Origin of the sequence: Butyricicoccus porcorum, from assembly GCF_002157465.1 — a bacterium.
GTDB lineage: Bacteria > Bacillota > Clostridia > Oscillospirales > Butyricicoccaceae > Butyricicoccus_A > Butyricicoccus_A porcorum.
In genome coordinates this window covers 266,548-283,685 of the sequence record NZ_NHOC01000005.1, presented here as the reverse complement: position 1 = coordinate 283,685, position 17,138 = coordinate 266,548, and the positions used below count along the sequence as shown (strand labels likewise).

Below are 17,138 nucleotides of genomic sequence, written 5' to 3'. Positions count from 1 at the left end.
CGCGGCTGTGCGGGCATGGCAGAAACGGGGAAAATTACTTGTTGTTTTTCTCGAACTTCTGCATGAAGTCGATGAGGTACTCGACACCCTCAACCGGCATTGCATTGTAAATGGAAGCGCGCATGCCGCCGACCAGGCGGTGACCCTTCAGGTTGGTCATGCCGGCTTCAATGGATTCCTTGATGAACTTCTTATCCAGCTCGTCGTCGCCGGTGCGGAAGGTGACGTTCATGCGGGAACGGGAAGCCTTCTGTGCAGCGCCCTTGAACAGTTCGGAGGAATCGAGGAATTCGTACAGCATGGAGCTGCGCTTGTCAGCGAGCTTTGCCATTGCTTCGACGCCGCCCATCTGTTCAACCCACTCAGCAACCAGCTTCATCATGTAGATGGTGTATGTGGGAGGCGTGTTGTACATGCTGTTCTTGTCAGCGGTCAGCGCGAAGTCGAGCAGTACCGGCATGTTCTCGCGGTAGTGGCCCATCAGGTCTTCACGGATGATGACAACTGCCATACCTGCCGGGCCCATGTTCTTCTGTGCGCCTGCATAGATCAGGCCGTACTTGGAAACATCAACCGGCTTGGACAGGATGTTGGACGACATGTCGGCAACCAGCGGTACATTGCCGGTCTCCGGGTCATAATGCCATTCGGTGCCGAAGATGGTGTTGTTTGCGCAGAAATAGAAGTAATCTGCGGTCGGGTCGAGGTTCAGCTGATCCTGCGTCGGGATCCAGGTGAAGTTGTCGGCCTCAGAGGTAGCGGCAATCTGGACGGTGCCGAACTTGCGCGCTTCCTTTGCCGCGTTGCGGGCAAAGTTGCCGGTGATGGCGTAGTCTGCCTTGCCGGTGACCATCAGGTTCAGCGGGATGGCGGAGAACTGCATGGTTGCGCCGCCCTGCATGAACAGGATTTTATAATTGTCCGGGATATTCAGTACGCGGCGCAGTACGTCCTGTGCGCCATTAATGATATCGTCGTAGTATTTAGATCGGTGACTCATCTCCATGACGGACATGCCGGAGCCCTCGTAGTTGAGCATCTGTGCTGCGGCTTTTTCAAGAACCGGCAGCGGCATCATGGACGGACCTGCCGAAAAGTTATAAATTCTTCCATCGGACATGAGAGAGGTACCTGCCTTTCAAACGTGCATGAAGGCTTCACAGAATGACTGAAATTTTAAGAGAAGCCCTCATAAATATTATTACGATTCACATTACTAAAATGTGTTATGTTCCTATTAAATCGCATTTGAGGCGGCGTTGTCAAGATGCAGGGCGTGTTTTCGTCTGTCTGCCGGAATTCTGAGGGGGATTTGGTATTTTTTTGTCTGTTTTGCAGGTTGGCGGACGTATTCTTGCAGGATGTAGTGTAAAGGTGGTATACTGGATGCATCCAACACATACCAAAGAGGTACCGATATGGATTTTCTTTCCAGATTTTTCGATATTCCGCATACGGGTGGGAAAGGCATCTGCCGCCTGTCGGCGCTGGAATTGGACGAGGAGACAGTGCGCACGGTGCAGGTGCGCTGTCCGGGCGCGGCGCGCGTCATTGTCGTGCTGTTTCCATATCTGGTGCGCGATGCAGGCAACGTGTCGCTGTATGCGCGCGGGCTGGATTATCACGCCGTGATCATGCGCGCACTGGAGCCGGTGTGCGCACGGCTGCGGCAGGAATTTTCGCAGAACCGCTTTGTACCGCTTGTGGATGCATCACCGCTGCCGGAGGTGCGCGCGGCATGGGTGAGTGGCGCGGGCATTCTGGGGCAAAACGGGCTGATCTTTGACCGCACCTATGGCAGCTTTGTGTTTATCGGCACGGTGCTGACCGATCTGGAGCTGCCGCCGACGCCGTCGGCACGCGAAATCTGCCCGGGCTGCGGGGCGTGCACACGCGCCTGCCCGGCGCAGGCACTGCAGCATGGCTGTGTGGATGAAGCGAGCTGTCTGTCGGCACTGACGCAAAGCAAACAGCCGATGACGGAGGAACAGCTGCGGCAGCTCGCACATCATCCGCTGGTCTGGGGCTGTGACATCTGCTCTCTTGCCTGTCCGCTCAATCGGGATGCCGCCGAGACCACCAATCCGGCATTCCGGGGAAACCGCATCTGCTCGCTGGAAGCAGACAATGTGGACGGGCTGACGCGGAAGCAATTCCTTGCTGCGTTCCCGGAACGCGCGTTTACATGGCGCGGACCTGCGCCGCTTGCACGGAATCTGTCGCTCAAACGGCAAAAGTGACGGAAGCCGCTGCGGTTTTTCACGGTTTTTCTGCCCATTGTGCATTGTCGCACGCAGAAAAAAGGCATATAATAAAAAGAACGCGCCGGACGCGCATAGACCCGCGCGCAATCCGGTGGTATAATAGACGGAAAAGAGAAACAGAAAAAACGGTTCCATTTTTTATCAGGAGGATGGATTTGATGTTTGAATTTGTAAATGACAAAACGCTGGCCGAATACGAAGCCTTTAACGAGGGTCATCCGTACGGCCACTTTATGCAGTCCAAAAAGTGGGCAAACCTCAAGGATAACTGGAAGTGGGAAGCCATTGTCGTGCGCGGCGAGGATGGCAAGATTGTCGGCTCGCTGGCAGTGCTCATCCGCAATCTGCCGCATCTGCCGTGGACACTGATGTACGGCTGCCGCGGCCCGGTCTGCGACCCGCATGACCGCGAAACGATGGAGCAGCTGATTGCAGGTGCGCGCGTGCTCGCCAAGAAGTACCATGCCTATGTGCTCAAGCTCGACCCGGACGTATCCATTGAGGACAAGCAGTTCATCGAGGAGCTGGAGCATCTCGGCTTCCGCAACGCCACCGGCGACGGCAAGAACTTTGAAGGCATCCAGCCGAACTTCGTCTTCCGACTGGATGTATCCGGGATGAAGAATGAGAAGGTCTTTTCGGCACCCGCACCGGGCGAGGCGTTTGATATCTCGGTCGATGACACGCAGGGCGAAGCCGCAATCATGCACTTCAAGACCGATACGCGCACCAAAGTCCGCAAGGCGATCAAGCGCGGCGTCAAGATCAAGCTGTGCGGCAAGGAAATGATGCCGTTCTTCTCCAAGATGATGATGGAGACCGGCCTGCGCGACGGCTTCGTGACCCGTCCGGCGAGCTACTTTAACAAGATGCTCGACGCAATGGGGGACAATGCCCGCCTGTACATGGCATTTTATGAAGACAAGCCGATTGCAGGCACACTTGCGATTTATTACGGCGACAAGGTCTGGTATCTCTACGGCGCATCCGCCAACGGCACGAAGGAATTCGATGTGCGCAAGCTGATGCCGAACTACCTGCTCCAGTGGATGATGATCCAGTGGGCACTGGAGAAGGGCTGCCGCATTTACGACTTCCGCGGTGTATCGGGCGACCTGACACCGGATAACCCGCTGTACGGCCTGTACCGTTTTAAGAAGGATTTCAACGGCGATCTTGTACAGTTCGTCGGCGAATACGATCTGGTATTCAACAAGCCGGTTCACTTTGCTGTTGTCCATGGACAGTCTACTTACCGCAACCTGCGCCGCAAGCGCTTCCTGAAGAAGAATGCGGCGCTCGATACCTCCAAGCCGAAGAACCTGACCGGCGACCACCGCGGCGAAAAGAAGGAAGAGCCGAAAGCGGAGAAAAAAACCGACGCAAAGCCGGAAAGCAAGTAAAGGACGGCGAGGGATGAAGAAATTCGTCATAGAGAGAGACAAGCTGGCGGAAAATTCCCGCCGGATTCAGGAACGGGCAGGGGTACCGGTCATCGCGGTGCTCAAGGCGGACGGCTATGGCTTCGGCATGGCACAGATGGCACAGGTGCTGGCGGAGACCGGCATCACGATGTTCGCCGTCACCGAGCCGGAGGACGCAGTCAAGCTGCGTGAGCTGGGCTTCACACAGCAGGAAATTCTGGTCATGCGCTCAACCGCCATGGCAGATGAGGCGTATCAGGCGGTGCAGGCGAATGCCATCGCCACCGTCGGTTCGCCGGAGGCGGCATACTGCCTGAACGAGGTCGCAGAGGGCTGCGGCACACAGGCGCGCGCACATGTCAAAATTGACACCGGCATGGGACGGTATGGCTTCCTGCCCGATCAGTACGCAGAGATCAAGGCGGTGTATACCCACTGCGCGGGCATTCAGGTCACCGGTATTTATACGCATTTCCATTCCGCCTTTGCGGATGAAGCGGCGACGCGCGCGCAGTACAAACAGCTGTGCAATATTACGGAGCGGCTGAAGGCGGACGGTGTGGACTGCGGCCTGCGGCATGCAGCCAATTCCTCCGGCCTGTTCTGCTACGACGACCTGATGCTCGATGCGGTTCGCGTCGGTTCGGCGTTCACCGGGCGCATTCCGGCGAAAACTCCGACGGGACTGAACCGCCTGGGCTATCTGGAGAGCCGCGTCATCGAGCTGCGCACTGTCCCGAAGGGGCACACCGTCGGCTACGGCGCGGGTTATGTCACGAAGGATGCGACGCGCATTGCGGTCGTTCCGGTCGGCTATACCGACGGCTTCTCTGTGGAGAAGAAAAAAGACCTGTACCGCTTCCGCGACGTCATCCGTTATATCATCGGAGAAATCAAAAACGGGCTGGGAAAAGGCGCGATTTATATCACAGTCAACGGCCAGCGCGCGCGCGTGCTGGGACATGTTGGCCTGTGCCATGTGTCGGTCGATGTGACCGGACTGGATGTCCATAACGGCGATACCGCCATTCTGGACGTCAACCCGCTGTACCTCAGCCCACTCGTACCAAAGGAATATGTCTGACGCATTTTTATACCAGCAATTACGGAAACAGGCGGCTCAAAAGGCCGCCCGTTTTCATATGCCGGGGCACAAGGGGAAACCTGTGCTGCCGGAGCTCAACCATCCGTTTGCCATCGATTATACGGAAATCGAGGGCACAGGAAATTTATATGCCGGCGATGAGCCGATTCTGTCGGCAGAACGCGCGGCGGCGCGTTATTATGGCGCGGCGGACTGCCTGTTCCTGACCGGCGGCTCGACACAGGCACTGATGACTGCGATTGCCGCAGCAGTCCCGGCGGGGGGCACGCTGCTCGTTGACCGCAACTGCCACAAAGCTGTGACGCATGCCATGGCATTGCTCGATCTGACGCCGGAGTTTATCGTGCCGCATCCGCTGGATGAGACCGGCCTGCCCGGTCGGATTGACCCGCAGGAGGTGGAGGATGCGTTTGCGCGCGCGCCGCAGGCCGCTGCGCTGCTCGTCACCTCGCCGAATTATTACGGCGTGATGCAGGAGATTCCTGCGCTCGCGGAGCTCTGCCATGCGCACGGCGTACCGCTGCTCGTGGATGCGGCACACAGCGCGCATTTTCCGGCGGTCGGCGTGCCGTCCGCCATCGAACAGGGCGCAGACCTCGCGGCGGTCAGCACGCACAAGACGCTGCCCGCACTCGGTCAGAGCGCTATTTTGTTGTCGTCGGGGCGTATCCCGTTTGATACGCTGTTGGAGACCGCGCCGATGTTTGGCACCTCCAGCCCGTCGTATGTCCTGCTCGCCTCCATTGACCTCGCGCGCGCGTGGCTGGAAGGCGAGGGCGCGGCGGCTTATGCACGGTGCGCGCAGCGCGTCGCGGCGCTGCGGCGGGAGATTGATCGAACCACGGTGTTTTCCGCGCTGACAGATGAGATTGTACCGCTCGATCCGTGCCGGCTGACCGTGCGCTGCCGCGGCACGAACGTGACCGGACACGAATTAAACGAAATTCTGCACGCCGATTTCGGCATCGACGTCGAGATGTCCGACCGCGACCACATCGTGTGCATCTGTACCGGAGCGGACACAGAGCGCGCATATGCCCGGCTGATGGGCGCGCTGCGCGACAGCCGGTTTTGCCGCGGGCCGCAGGAACCGATTCCCCTGCTGCCGTTTCCCGCGCCGCAGCGCGCGTGTTCCGTGCGGCAGGCGTGGTTTGCCGCACGGCGGGAGGTGCCGCTTGCACAGGCAGCCGGTCGGATCTGTGCGCGCCCACTGACGCCATATCCGCCCGGCGTGCCGCTGCTGTATCCGGGCGAGCGCATCGGGCAAGTTCACATTGAATTCCTGCGTGCCGGATGGTATACTGATACTGCGCCCATCTGCGTGATGGACGAAACAGGAATCCCCGAAAGAAAGGCACATTATGCTGACATTTGACAGCCTGCTTGGAAATACCGATCTGAAAAACGCGCTGCGGCATGCGCTCGACGGACGCTTCCCGCAGGCGATCCTGCTGACCGGCCCGTCGGGCATCGGCAAGCTGACGCTTGCGCGCATTCTCGCGGCGGCACTGCTGTGCGAGAGCACCGGCGTGCGCCCGTGCGGCGTGTGCACCGCCTGCCGCAAGGTCGCGGACAGCCTGCATTCCGATGTGTCGCTCATCGACATGGGCGACGCAGAGATCAAGGTCGAAACCGCGCGCACCATCCGCTCGGATTGCGCCGTACTGCCGGGCGACGGCGAACGGCGTGTTTTTCTCATCCGCCATGCGCACAATATGAATGCCTCCGCGCAGAATGCACTGCTCAAGCTACTGGAGGAACCGCCGTCCTATGCGTTTTTCATCCTGATGACGGAAAATGCGGGCGCGATTCTGCCGACCATTCTTTCGCGCTGCACGCGCTTTGCGCTGGCGCCGCTGGATACGGCATCGGTGATGGAGCTGCTGCGGCGCAGATATCCGGACAAAAGTGCGGCGGAGCTTCAGGCTGCCGCCGCAGGCTGTCAGGGCATCGCGGGCGACGCGGTCGCGGCGCTGTCGGATGACACCGGTGAGCTGGTGCCGTACGCAGGCGCGTTTGCGGACGCGCTGGCATCGCGCGAGGAGCTGGAACTGTTCCGCGCGGCGGAGCAGTGTGCATCGCTCTCCCGTCAGCAGTTTTCGCATGTGCTCGCCGCGCTGCGCACGGCGCTGCGCGACGCGATTTTTGATGCGAACGGCATGCAGACACCGCTGCTTCCCGCACTGTGGGAACAGTCGCACGCGCTGGCGCGCGCACTGACCGTGCGGCAGCTGCTCGCGCTGTATGACTGGATGGGCGAGCTGGATTCCCGCATCAGCCGCAACCCCGGTATGGCGCTGCTCACCGGCTGTCTTGCGGCGGGGAGCTATGAGCGCATTCAAAAGTAATGGGAACGGGGATTCTCATCTTGCAAACGCATATGCGTTTTTTCTCATAAACAGGAGGAACAATTTTGGCTCAGATTATCGGAGTCCGATTCAAAAAAGTCGGAAAAGTATATTATTTTGACCCGTGCGGCATACAGGTCGAGGTCGGGCAGAATGTCATTGTAGAGACCGCGCGCGGTGTCGAATACGGCGAGGTTGCGCTGGCAAACCGCGATGTCGCCGAGGGCGAGGTGGTCAAGCCGCTCAAAAAGCTCATCCGTGTGGCAACCCCGTCGGATGCCAAGGTCGTCGAAACCAATCAGAAGCGTGCGAAGGAAGCCTTCCGCATCTGCGAACAGAAAATTGCCGAGCACAAGCTGGATATGAAGCTGGTCTCGGTCGAATACACGTTTGACCTCAACAAGGTGCTGTTTTATTTCACCGCCGACGGGCGTGTGGATTTCCGCGAGCTGGTCAAAGACCTCGCGTCCGTGTTCCGCACCCGCATCGAGCTGCGCCAGATCGGCGTGCGCGATGAAGCAAAGGTGCTCGGCGGCCTGGGCATTTGCGGCCGGCCGCTGTGCTGTGCGTCGTTCCTCGACGATTTCCAGCCGGTGTCCATCAACATGGCGAAGCAGCAGAACCTGTCACTCAACCCGACTAAGATTTCCGGCACGTGCGGCCGCCTGATGTGCTGCCTCAAGTACGAGCAGGAGGCATATGAGGAGCTGGGACGCGTCACGCCGCGACCGGATTCCACCGTGCAGACGCCGGACGGACCGGGTGTTGTCACCGATGCCTCACTGCTGCGCGGCACGTGCACCGTCGTGCTGGATGATGACCCCGGCACGCCGCACTGCTATAAGTGTCAGGAGTGCCAGATTTTGCAGGCAGCGCGCAAGCAGCGTCGCCCGTCGCACGCGGCTGCAAAGCCGGCAGAGCCGACAGAAAAGGCGGCAAAGCCGGTTGCGGAAAAACTCGCCGCAGAAAAAACTGTGGAAAAGCCGGTATCCGAACAGCCTGCGGTACCGCAGGCCACAAAGCCGGTGCAGGATGCACAGGCGGATGCGCCGGAACAGGAAATGGAAAACCGTGAGCCGTCCGGCGACAAGGCGCAGCGCGAACACCGCCGCTCTGACCGTCCGCGCAGACGCCGCCGTCCGCAGAACGGCGAGCAGAAGCACGAGGGGGAAAACAAGCCGTCGCGCCGCGAACCCCGCCGCAGCAGCCATGAGAAGAACGGTGAGAAAAACGGCGACAAAACGGAGCGACCGCGTCAGGAGCGCCGCCCGACAGACAGTACCGGCGGTGAATTTGTCGACGCGCATCGCCAGCCGCGCCGCCGCCGCCCGCGCCGCCGCCCGCAGAGCGGGGACGGAAAGCCGTCCGGCACAGCTGAAAAGAAGGATTGAGCCCGACTCCCTGTATCTGACCGGATACAGGGAGTTTTTTTGCATACATTTTACAGTACACCTCCGTTCTGCAAAAAAATGTGCGCGAAACCGCCGGTTTTGCTTGCTATTCGCCGCGGAACGTGGTACACTGAAGGTAATTTAGTTAGTTTACTTAATTATCCGAAGGAGGTGACAGGGCATGTCTGTGCATGAGCAGGTCAATACGTTTCTGGTGGAAATTTTCGGACGAATCAACAAGATTGAGCAGCGCGCCCTTGCCGCTGGACTGAACGATGAGGTAACGATTGCGGAGATCCACATTCTCGAGAAAATCGGAGATATGGAATGTGCCCGCATGTCGGACATTGCGCGTGCGCTGGATATCACGCTGGCGACGCTGACTATCGCGTGTGAACGGCTGGAGAAAAAGGAAATGATCGAGCGGGTGCGCGCCAAGCATGACCGGCGCGTCGTGCTCGTTTCGCTGACACCGAAGGGGTGGGCGGCGTATCACTATCATCAGCAGTTTCATAATAACCTGATCGATTCCGCGCTGTCCGGGCTGACTGATGACGAACAGCGCGTGCTGGGCAGCGCGCTGCAAAAAATTGAGGATTTCCTCGGCACATTCTGAAGTGCGCGGGACGAGAAAGAAAAGAGGAGTGCACTATGGGCAAAATAGCAGTCATTGCGGATTCCAGCTGTGATTACACGCCGGAGCGCGCAAAGCAGGCGGGTTTTTCCGTCATCCCGCTGGGCGTAACCTTTGAAGACGGCACGACCTACCGCGACGGCGTCGACCTGAGCGGCGAGCAGTTTTTCCAAAAGCTCGCGGCGAGCAAGACGCTGCCCAAAACCAGCCAGCCGACACTGGATGACTGGATGGAGGAATTCCGCAGGCATGAGGACTGCGACGATATCATCTGCATTACGGTGTCCTCTAAGCTGTCCGGTTCCATCGGAGGCGCTTCCATGGCGCGGCGCCTGCTGCGTGAGGACGGATTCCAGCCGCATATCCACCTGATTGATTCGCTGAATGCATCCGCAGCCGTCGCACTGTTCGCCGTCGAAGCGGCGCGCATGGCGAAGATGGGAAAGCTCGTGCAGGAAATTCTGGTGCGCATGACGTATCTGCAAAGCCATGTCGGCATTTATTTTATCATCGATACCCTGGACTATCTGCGCAAGGGCGGACGGATCGGCAGCGTGACCATGCTCGCGGGCAAGCTGATGGGCATCAAGCCGCTGATGACGTTGTCTGAGGGCGAGGCAACCAGCATCGACAAGGTGCGCGGCATACAGGCGGGCTGTAAAAAGCTCGTGGACGGCTTTTTGAAAAATGCCGCCGACTTGCACCGCGTGACGGTGATTTCCTCCTGTGCGCCGGAGCGCGTGCAGACCATCACCCGCATGCTTCAGACGCATATCAGTGATATCGAAATCACATCCGTGGAAATCGGTGCGGTTATCGGCACCTATATCGGACCGGGCGGCATTGCGCTCGCCTATGAAGAAAAGCAGGCGCGCTGGTAAAGGTTTCCGAAGGCTTACTCCCGCGGATGAAGTCGCGTTCTCCTTCCGTGTAGCAGTGCGGGAAAATGACAGTCTTTTTTGTCTGAAAACCGTCGCGGCATGCTGTACATTTCAGATTTTCATGCTATAATGAGAAGTATCTTTAGTACAATAAAGCTGTATGGACAGTCCAGCTTTCAGAAGGAGGCGCTCCCCCGGGCGGGAGGATAGGCAGCAATGAAGCAGAACAAGAACTCCGCCGTTTTAGACGGCAATAATCGGCATATTGTGCTGTTCGGCAAGACCGGCAGCGGTAAAACCAGTATTTTTAAGCAGCTGACCGGCGAGATGGCAGTCAGCACCGGCACATCCAAATACAACCCGGTGGTCGGCCTGTGCAAGCTCGGTCGTGCGGGCAATGCGACACTGATCGACACGGCGGGTCTGAATGATACATCCGAGCTGGGCGACGAGCAGGTGCGCCGCACGCTGAACATCATCCGCCGCGCGGATATTGCGATTTATGTCATCAACATGCAGGAATTCGACCGCGAGGCATATACGCGCGACCATGAATGGCTGGAGCGCAACATGATCCCGTATCTGCTGGTGTTCAACCACTGCGATGAGGCATATGCGGGCACCATCGCACAGCTGAAAACCGAATTCCCGGATGCCATTTTTATTTCCACACAGACACCGGGCTCCATCTCCCTGCTGCGCGCACGCCTGTCGCAGATGGTGCGTGCTATCAATGTGCAGGAAGCTCCGCTCATTCCGGAGGGACTGGTCAAGCCGGGCGATTATGTCCTGCTGCTGATGGCGCCGTCCGGCGGCGGCCCGATCCGCAACGAGCATCAGATGCTCACCCAGCTGGTTCACCACGGCGCGCGCGTTGTCGCTGTCGAGGAGGAGCATCTGGAGGCGACGATTCAGGAGATGCCGCACATCGACCTCGTCATTGCCTATGCGCGTTCGTTCAGCATGGTGCGCGACCTCGTGCCGGAGAACATTCCGCTGACCTCGTATTCGCTTCTGTACGGTCTGCAAACCGGTGAGCTGGATACCTTTATCGAGGGCACGCAGGCGATTGCTTCACTGAATAAGGACAGCCGCGTTCTCATCGCGGAGGGCTGCATGCACAGCAGCATGCACCGCGATATCGGCCGCGTCAAAATCCCGCGCGCGCTGCGCAGGCTGGCAGGCGAGGAACTGCGTATCGACTATTCCTTTGGTCTTGATCTGCCGGATGAGATCGAGAAGTATGATCTCGTCATTCACTGCTCCGGCTGCTCGATGACCCAGCGCTCGGTGCAGGCGCGCGTGGCCATCTGCCGCGAGGCGGGCGTGCCGATTGCCAATTACGGCACGGTGCTGGCAGCGCTGTCCGGCATGCTCGGACGCTGTGCGTCTGTTCTGGAGCCGGAAAAAGAACAGGTCGAAGAATAAATATCACGATATCATAATAAAGCATCGGCAGACCCGTATTTCGGATCTGCCGATGCTTTTTCCTTGAGACATAAAAGAGATTGAGAAAAAGAAAAAAGTGAGAACGCGAAGATTACAGCGTGACGGACTCCACCTGGCCGGTTGTCTGCGAACGGATGAGCGCCTCCGCGACAGCACAGGCGGCACAGCCGTCCTGGCAGCCCGGGCCCGGCTGGGACACACGTCCACGGACATAGTCGACCCAGTGCTGGAGTTCCATCTGATACGCGGTGGGGAAGCGCTGCGACCAGTCGTCCAGAATGGCAAAGCCGCATTGCAGGCGGGAACGCACAATCGGTGCCGCCGGATCCGGCAGGCGGATGGTGCCCTTTTCACAGACCAGCTCACACTGGATGTCGTAGCCGTAGTAGCTGTTTGCCGCGGCTTCCACATCGATCAGGACGCCGCTTTCCGACCACATCAGGGCGAGCTGCGGGTCTGCAAGACCTTCTGCCGCCAGGCTGGTCGAGCGCGGGAACAGCATCTGTCCCTTGACAAGCTCCTCGTCGAGAAGCCAGCGGAACAGATCGATCTCATGGATGACAATATTGGTGACATACATGGCAGTCGTATGGCTCGGCGCGATGCGCGGGGTGCGGCTGACACAGTGCGCCATCAGCGGTGCGCCCAGTTCGCCGGACTTCAGAATTTCCTTGATTTTGCGGTAATCCGGGTCAAAGCGGCGCATAAAGCCCACCTGTACCAGCGATTCTCCCGCTTCTTTTTCCGCCTGGACGACGGCAGCGCAGTCTTCCAGTGTGGTTGCGAGCGGTTTTTTACAGAATACCGGTTTGTGTGCGGCGATGCATTTGCGGGTCAGGTCGGCATGAGCTGCATTCCATGCGGTGACAACAACGGCATCGATGTCCGGGGACTCGATCAGCTCCTCGGTGGTTGCCTCGCTGACTGCGCCATACTGTGCGGCGATGGCATCGCACTTTTCACGGTTGATGTCATAAACCGCGCCGATGCGGACGCCCTCGATGACGGTGGACAGGCGCTTGAGATGATACTGACCGATGAAGCCGCCTGCGCCGACAACGCCGACGGTGACAATCTTCGGATGTTTCATGTAGGGTTCCTCCTTTGCGGAAAGGGTGTGGGCGTTTCGGTATAGTTGTGTTGCGATCTGTCTCAAGTATACGGAATGTGCTGCCGGAAAAACTTGGAGAAGCAGGCAAAAAAGAAAGGTTTTCAGTCAACCTCTGTGCAGAGGGCGGTGCACATGTTATACTGAAACAAAGATTGAGAGAGCGGGCGGCCGGTCGGCTGCAAGAGGAGGAACGTATGATTTTGCCGTATGAACGGGGCGTTGCGCCGCAATCGGAGCTGTATGATGCGACGCCATCGCGGCAGGCGCAGGCAGTGTTGTACTATCTGCACCGTGCCGGACATTTTTTCTGTGATACATCGTACCGGGTAGAGCGCGAGAGCTTTCCGAGTTTTTTGATGTTGTATGTATGCAGTGGAAAGCTGGAGATCCAGACAGCGGATCACGGTACTGTGCAGGTCAGTGCGGAGGAGCTGGCATTTCTCAACAGCCATGAGCCGCATTTATACCGTGCCGTGGAGCCGTTGGAATATATCTGGCTGCATTTTGACGGAGCGAACACGATGGACTTTTACCGGGAGGTGCTGCGCACACATGGGCCGGTACTTCGTCTGGACAATCCGCGCCGCGTGTTTGACCAGATGCAGCAGCTGCTCGGGCAGCTGAGTACCGTTGGCAGCGTGGAGGATGTAACGGCATCCCAGCGCATTCATGCGCTGCTGTGCGGTCTGCTGTATACACCCGACCAGATTGAAGCCCGTGACCCGCTGATTGCGGAGGCACAGCGCTATCTGCGGGAGCATCTGAAAGAGGAGCTGTCTGTGCCGTCGCTCGCGGCGGCATTCCATCTGAGCGCGTCGCAGTTCAACCGGCTGTTTCGGGCACATACCGGACAGTCACCGCATGAATATCTGGTCAATCTGCGGATCAATCGGGCGAAGACCCTGCTCAAGGAAACGCGGCTGTCCATTACGCAGATCGCCGAGGAGGTCGGCTATGGCTATGATACGAGCTTTGCCGCCGCCTTCCGCACCAAAACCGGTATGTCGCCGCGTCAGTTCCGCAGCATGCCGGTATGACTGGGTTTCATCGGTTTGTGCATGAATTCCGCAGGAACTTTTTTCTCTGTCGTTTTACAATACAGATAGCGTAAGAGACTGGTATTGTCAGACAGCGACAGGAGGGGAATTTTATGAAATTACTTCGATTTGGCATGGTAGGCGGTGCTGCGGGTTCGTTTATCGGTGATGTCCATCGGCGCGGCGCGCAGATGGATGATCTGGCGGTAATGACGGCCGGCTGCTTTTCGCGCAGCCCGGAAAAGAGCCGCGCGACCGGGGACAGCTGGCATATTCCGCATGACCGACTGTATGCAGATTATCAGACCATGGCGGAAGCGGAGAGCGCACGGGAGGACGGCATTGATTTTGTCGTCATTGCCACGCCGAACAAGACACATTTTTCCATTGCGAAATGCTTTTTGGAGTATGGCATTTATGTATCCTGTGACAAGCCGGTGGCGATGAATGTCGAAGAGGCAAAGCAGCTTCAGGCACTCGCAGAGCAGAAGGGGCTGCATTTTGGCGTCAGCTACACATATGTCAATTATCCGATGATACACCAGATGCGTGAGATGATCGAACAGGGAGAAATCGGACGAATCCTAACGGTTACGGCGGAATATCCACAGGATTGGGTGGCCAATGACCTGAACGCCGGTGTCGATGTGGCACACAAGTGGCGGTTTGATCCGGCGCAGGCAGGTGAGTCGGCATGTGCGGCCGATATCGGCACACATCTGTCCTGCCCGGACTGCTGTGGGCATCGCAGGTTGCGATTGGACATGAGTGCAGTGTAGCGCTGCGTGTGTTCGGCGACAAGGGCTCACTGGAATGGACACATGACCAGCCGACCCGTCTGAAATTTACACGTGCCAACGGGCCGGATATCTATCTGACTAATGGGCGCTCGTTCCTGTGTGACCGTGCAAAATCTATGTCACGCATTGCAGCGGGACATCCGGAGGGTTTCTTTGAGACATTCGGAAATTATTATCGCGGCTTCTGTACGGAAGTACTGCGCCGCATGGGGGAGAGCGATGCACCGGTGCTGCCGCATCCCACCATTGCAGATGGAATCCACAGCATGCAGTTTGTAGATGCCTGCGTGGAAAGCAACCGGAAGGGGAATGCCTGGGTCGACGTTCCACAGGAATAACAGGAAGCTGTCAAAGCAGCGGCGGGCCGAATGGCTGCGCCGCTGCTTTTTTTGATGTGTGTATTCCTGTCGGCGGGATTCCCGATTTTTCGATATATATGGACACATGACAGCCGATAAATTGCTGACAAATTTGCCGGAAGTGTGAAAAAGACAGTGCAAAATTTGTGCATCTTGCGATTTGTGGAAAAATTACTTCATCATTTCCACAAATTGTCCTTCAAATCTGCGGGGAAATGCTGTATAATTTTCCTAGAGAAAATTGATATCCATCATTGGATGGATCAAAACCCACTCCAATAAAATCAAGAAATATGAGGTGTTTGAAATGGGCTATATGGAAGAATATCGCAAGTGGATGGAATCCCCGGCACTGACTGAGGCGGAGCACGCCGAGCTGGCAGCGCTGGAAGGAGATGAAAAGGAAATTCAGGAACGCTTTTTTGCGCCGCTTTCCTTTGGCACCGCAGGCCTGCGCGGTACGCTGGGTGTCGGCCTGTATAAGATGAACCGCTTTACTGTCGGTGCAGCGACGCAGGGTCTTGCAAATCTGATTAAGCAGTACGGCCCGCGCGCCATGCAGCGCGGTGTTGCCATTGCCTGCGACAGCCGTATTCAGTCGGATGAGTTCTCCCATCTGGCAGCAAGCATTCTGGCGGCAAACGGCATCAATGTCATTGAATGGGAATCCCTGCGCCCGGTTCCGGTACTGTCGTTCACCGTCCGCACCTACGGTACGCTGGCAGGCGTCATGATTACCGCTTCCCACAACCCGAAGGAATACAACGGCTATAAAGTTTACTGGGAGGATGGCGCACAGCTGCCGCCGAAGGAAGCGGATGTCGTTGCAAAGGAAATGGGCGCGCTCGACATGTTTACCGAGGTCAAGACCATGGATCATCAGGAAGCAGTCGACAAGGGTCTGATTAAGATCATCGGCCCGGAATCCGACGAGATTTATCTGCGCCAGATTCAGAAGATGTGCATCAATCCGGACTGCATTGCGCAGGTTGCGGATGACTTTAAGATTATTTACACTCCGTTCCACGGCGCAGGCTATAAGCTGGTACCGGAAATTCTGAAGCGTATTGGCTATAAGAACGTGATTTGTGTACCGGAGCAGATGGTTATTGACGGCAATTTCCCGACGGTCAAGAGCCCGAACCCGGAGAACAAGGAAGGCTTTAACATTGCGATCGAGATGGCGAAGGAAATGGGTGTTGACCTGATTATCGGCACCGACCCGGACTCCGACCGCTGCGGCACCGTCCTGAAGAGCAGCACAGGTGAATACGTCACCCTGAGCGGCAACCAGATGGGCGTCCTGCTGATTGACTATATTATTACGGCGAAGAAGCTGACCAACACCATGCCGCCGCATCCGGCTGTACTCAAGTCTGTTGTATCGACCGAGATGGCGCGCAAGGTTGCCAATGACAACGGCGTTGAGTGCTTCGACACCTTCACCGGCTTCAAGTTCCTTGCGGAGAAGATCAAGCAGTTTGAGGAAACCGGTTCGCATCAGTATCTGTTCGCCTTTGAGGAGTCGTATGGCTATCTGTGCGGCGACCATGCACGCGACAAGGACGCTGTAATTGCATCTATGCTGATTGCGGAGATGGCTGCATATTACCGCACCAAGGGTATGACTCTGTACGATGCAATGCAGGATATGTATAAGCGTTACGGCTACTATGCAGAGGAAACCCTGTCTATCGTTATGCCGGGTGTTTCCGGTCTGACCCGCATGGCAGAGCTGATGAAGGAGCTGCGTGAATCTCCGCTCAAGGAAGTCGGCGGCACCGCTGTTAAGGACGTGCGCGATCTCCAGACCGGTATCCAGACCGAGCTGGCAACCGGCGAGACCACTGAGGTCGAACTCAAGGGTCAGAACGTTCTGTATTATGATCTGTCTGACGGTACCAGCTTCATCATCCGTCCGTCCGGCACCGAGCCGAAGGTCAAGGTTTATATCATGGCAAACGGCGCGAGCAAGGAAGAGGTCGACGCAAAGGTCGAGAAGTACGCTGCTGCTGCAAAGGAAATCGTCAAGTAACCTACTTTTCTTTTTAAGGAAAAGAAAAGTAGGCAAAAGAAAACCTTTCCGGTGCGCTCCCGCGCACAGCGGACATGTCGGACAAACACGTCCGCCAGTCCGCCCCAACGCCGCAGAGATGAATTCTGAAGCGGGCTGAGAGCAATTCGGAGAGGAAAAGCAAAAGAAAACCTTTCCGGTGCGCTCCCGCGCACAGCGGACATGTCGGACAAACACGTCTGCCAGTCCGCCTCTTATGAATAAAATTTGCGGGATGCATTTGAGGTATTTCGATCAATCAGCTCTCTCTGTCCGGCTCGT

The 17,138-nt window shown here is 57.4% G+C and carries 14 protein-coding genes and 1 pseudogene; 13 read left to right on the top strand and 2 right to left on the bottom strand.

The features are described from left to right. Positions 1–34 precede the first annotated feature (34 nt). Positions 35–1,120, bottom strand: coding sequence for a 3-phosphoserine/phosphohydroxythreonine transaminase (gene serC, locus CBW42_RS07145; RefSeq protein ID WP_087019173.1), 1,086 nt, complete (start codon positions 1,118–1,120; stop codon positions 35–37). A 298-nt stretch (positions 1,121–1,418) separates the two neighbouring features. Between serC and CBW42_RS07140 the strand changes: the two genes are divergently transcribed. The 9 genes and pseudogenes from CBW42_RS07140 (at position 1,419) to CBW42_RS07100 (ending at position 11,475) form a co-directional block, all read left to right on the top strand. Then, positions 1,419–2,240 (top strand): epoxyqueuosine reductase, encoded by an 822-nt coding sequence (locus CBW42_RS07140; protein ID WP_087019171.1) that lies wholly within the window; start codon positions 1,419–1,421, stop codon positions 2,238–2,240. Between the two features lie 182 nt (positions 2,241–2,422). Continuing rightward, complete coding sequence (locus CBW42_RS07135; protein ID WP_087019169.1) at positions 2,423–3,667, top strand: lipid II:glycine glycyltransferase FemX; 1,245 nt, start codon at positions 2,423–2,425, stop codon at positions 3,665–3,667. Between the two features lie 13 nt (positions 3,668–3,680). Next, a complete protein-coding gene (alr, locus tag CBW42_RS07130) occupies positions 3,681–4,772 on the top strand; it encodes an alanine racemase (RefSeq protein WP_087019167.1) in 1,092 nt (363 codons plus the stop codon). After that, positions 4,693–6,168, top strand: coding sequence for an aminotransferase class I/II-fold pyridoxal phosphate-dependent enzyme (locus CBW42_RS07125; RefSeq protein ID WP_087019165.1), 1,476 nt, complete (start codon positions 4,693–4,695; stop codon positions 6,166–6,168). The genes alr and CBW42_RS07125 overlap by 80 nt, the downstream gene beginning before the upstream one ends. Then, the gene (locus CBW42_RS07120) at positions 6,155–7,141 is read left to right on the top strand and encodes a DNA polymerase III subunit (protein ID WP_087019163.1); all 987 of its coding nucleotides are present in this window, start codon (positions 6,155–6,157) and stop codon (positions 7,139–7,141) included. Before CBW42_RS07125 ends, CBW42_RS07120 begins: the two co-directional genes overlap by 14 nt. Before the next feature lie 65 nt (positions 7,142–7,206). After that, positions 7,207–8,034, top strand: a pseudogene (locus CBW42_RS15245) (PSP1 domain-containing protein); the annotation flags it as partial. A gap of 679 nt (positions 8,035–8,713) precedes the next feature. Continuing rightward, positions 8,714–9,148: a MarR family winged helix-turn-helix transcriptional regulator gene (locus CBW42_RS07110; protein ID WP_087019158.1), complete on the top strand. Its 435-nt coding sequence runs from the start codon at positions 8,714–8,716 to the stop codon at positions 9,146–9,148. A 35-nt stretch (positions 9,149–9,183) separates the two neighbouring features. After that, the gene (locus CBW42_RS07105) at positions 9,184–10,047 is read left to right on the top strand and encodes a DegV family protein (protein ID WP_087019155.1); all 864 of its coding nucleotides are present in this window, start codon (positions 9,184–9,186) and stop codon (positions 10,045–10,047) included. 216 nt (positions 10,048–10,263) lie between these two features. Next, entirely contained in the window at positions 10,264–11,475 is a 1,212-nt protein-coding gene (locus CBW42_RS07100) for a GTP-binding protein (RefSeq protein WP_087019153.1), read from the top strand. 112 nt (positions 11,476–11,587) lie between these two features. On the opposite strand, the gene CBW42_RS07095 is transcribed toward CBW42_RS07100, so the two are convergent. Further along, positions 11,588–12,586: a Gfo/Idh/MocA family protein gene (locus CBW42_RS07095; protein ID WP_087019151.1), complete on the bottom strand. Its 999-nt coding sequence runs from the start codon at positions 12,584–12,586 to the stop codon at positions 11,588–11,590. A gap of 215 nt (positions 12,587–12,801) precedes the next feature. On the opposite strand from CBW42_RS07095, the gene CBW42_RS07090 reads away from it, so the two are divergent. The 4 genes from CBW42_RS07090 (at position 12,802) to CBW42_RS07075 (ending at position 16,838) form a co-directional block, all read left to right on the top strand. Next, on the top strand, positions 12,802–13,644 hold the full coding sequence (locus tag CBW42_RS07090) for an AraC family transcriptional regulator (protein WP_087019149.1): 843 nt from the start codon (positions 12,802–12,804) through the stop codon (positions 13,642–13,644). A gap of 113 nt (positions 13,645–13,757) precedes the next feature. Beyond that, positions 13,758–14,423, top strand: a complete 666-nt coding sequence (locus tag CBW42_RS07085) for a Gfo/Idh/MocA family protein (RefSeq protein ID WP_087019147.1) — start codon at positions 13,758–13,760, stop codon at positions 14,421–14,423. Then, entirely contained in the window at positions 14,339–14,782 is a 444-nt protein-coding gene (locus CBW42_RS07080; protein ID WP_133058278.1) for a Gfo/Idh/MocA family oxidoreductase, read from the top strand. Before CBW42_RS07085 ends, CBW42_RS07080 begins: the two co-directional genes overlap by 85 nt. 328 nt (positions 14,783–15,110) lie before the next feature. Further along, a complete protein-coding gene (locus CBW42_RS07075; protein ID WP_087019143.1) occupies positions 15,111–16,838 on the top strand; it encodes a phospho-sugar mutase in 1,728 nt (575 codons plus the stop codon). Positions 16,839–17,138: the final 300 nt, after the last annotated feature.

Coding starts and splice junctions, on each gene's coding strand:
- serC (WP_087019173.1), bottom strand. CDS start 1,120: ATGTCCGATGGAAGAATTTATAACTTTTCGGCAGGTCCGTCCATGATG.
- CBW42_RS07140 (WP_087019171.1), top strand. CDS start 1,419: ATGGATTTTCTTTCCAGATTTTTCGATATTCCGCATACGGGTGGGAAA.
- CBW42_RS07135 (WP_087019169.1), top strand. CDS start 2,423: ATGTTTGAATTTGTAAATGACAAAACGCTGGCCGAATACGAAGCCTTT.
- alr (WP_087019167.1), top strand. CDS start 3,681: ATGAAGAAATTCGTCATAGAGAGAGACAAGCTGGCGGAAAATTCCCGC.
- CBW42_RS07125 (WP_087019165.1), top strand. CDS start 4,693: ATGTCCATAACGGCGATACCGCCATTCTGGACGTCAACCCGCTGTACC.
- CBW42_RS07120 (WP_087019163.1), top strand. CDS start 6,155: ATGCTGACATTTGACAGCCTGCTTGGAAATACCGATCTGAAAAACGCG.
- CBW42_RS07110 (WP_087019158.1), top strand. CDS start 8,714: ATGTCTGTGCATGAGCAGGTCAATACGTTTCTGGTGGAAATTTTCGGA.
- CBW42_RS07105 (WP_087019155.1), top strand. CDS start 9,184: ATGGGCAAAATAGCAGTCATTGCGGATTCCAGCTGTGATTACACGCCG.
- CBW42_RS07100 (WP_087019153.1), top strand. CDS start 10,264: ATGAAGCAGAACAAGAACTCCGCCGTTTTAGACGGCAATAATCGGCAT.
- CBW42_RS07095 (WP_087019151.1), bottom strand. CDS start 12,586: ATGAAACATCCGAAGATTGTCACCGTCGGCGTTGTCGGCGCAGGCGGC.
- CBW42_RS07090 (WP_087019149.1), top strand. CDS start 12,802: ATGATTTTGCCGTATGAACGGGGCGTTGCGCCGCAATCGGAGCTGTAT.
- CBW42_RS07085 (WP_087019147.1), top strand. CDS start 13,758: ATGAAATTACTTCGATTTGGCATGGTAGGCGGTGCTGCGGGTTCGTTT.
- CBW42_RS07080 (WP_133058278.1), top strand. CDS start 14,339: ATGTGCGGCCGATATCGGCACACATCTGTCCTGCCCGGACTGCTGTGG.
- CBW42_RS07075 (WP_087019143.1), top strand. CDS start 15,111: ATGGGCTATATGGAAGAATATCGCAAGTGGATGGAATCCCCGGCACTG.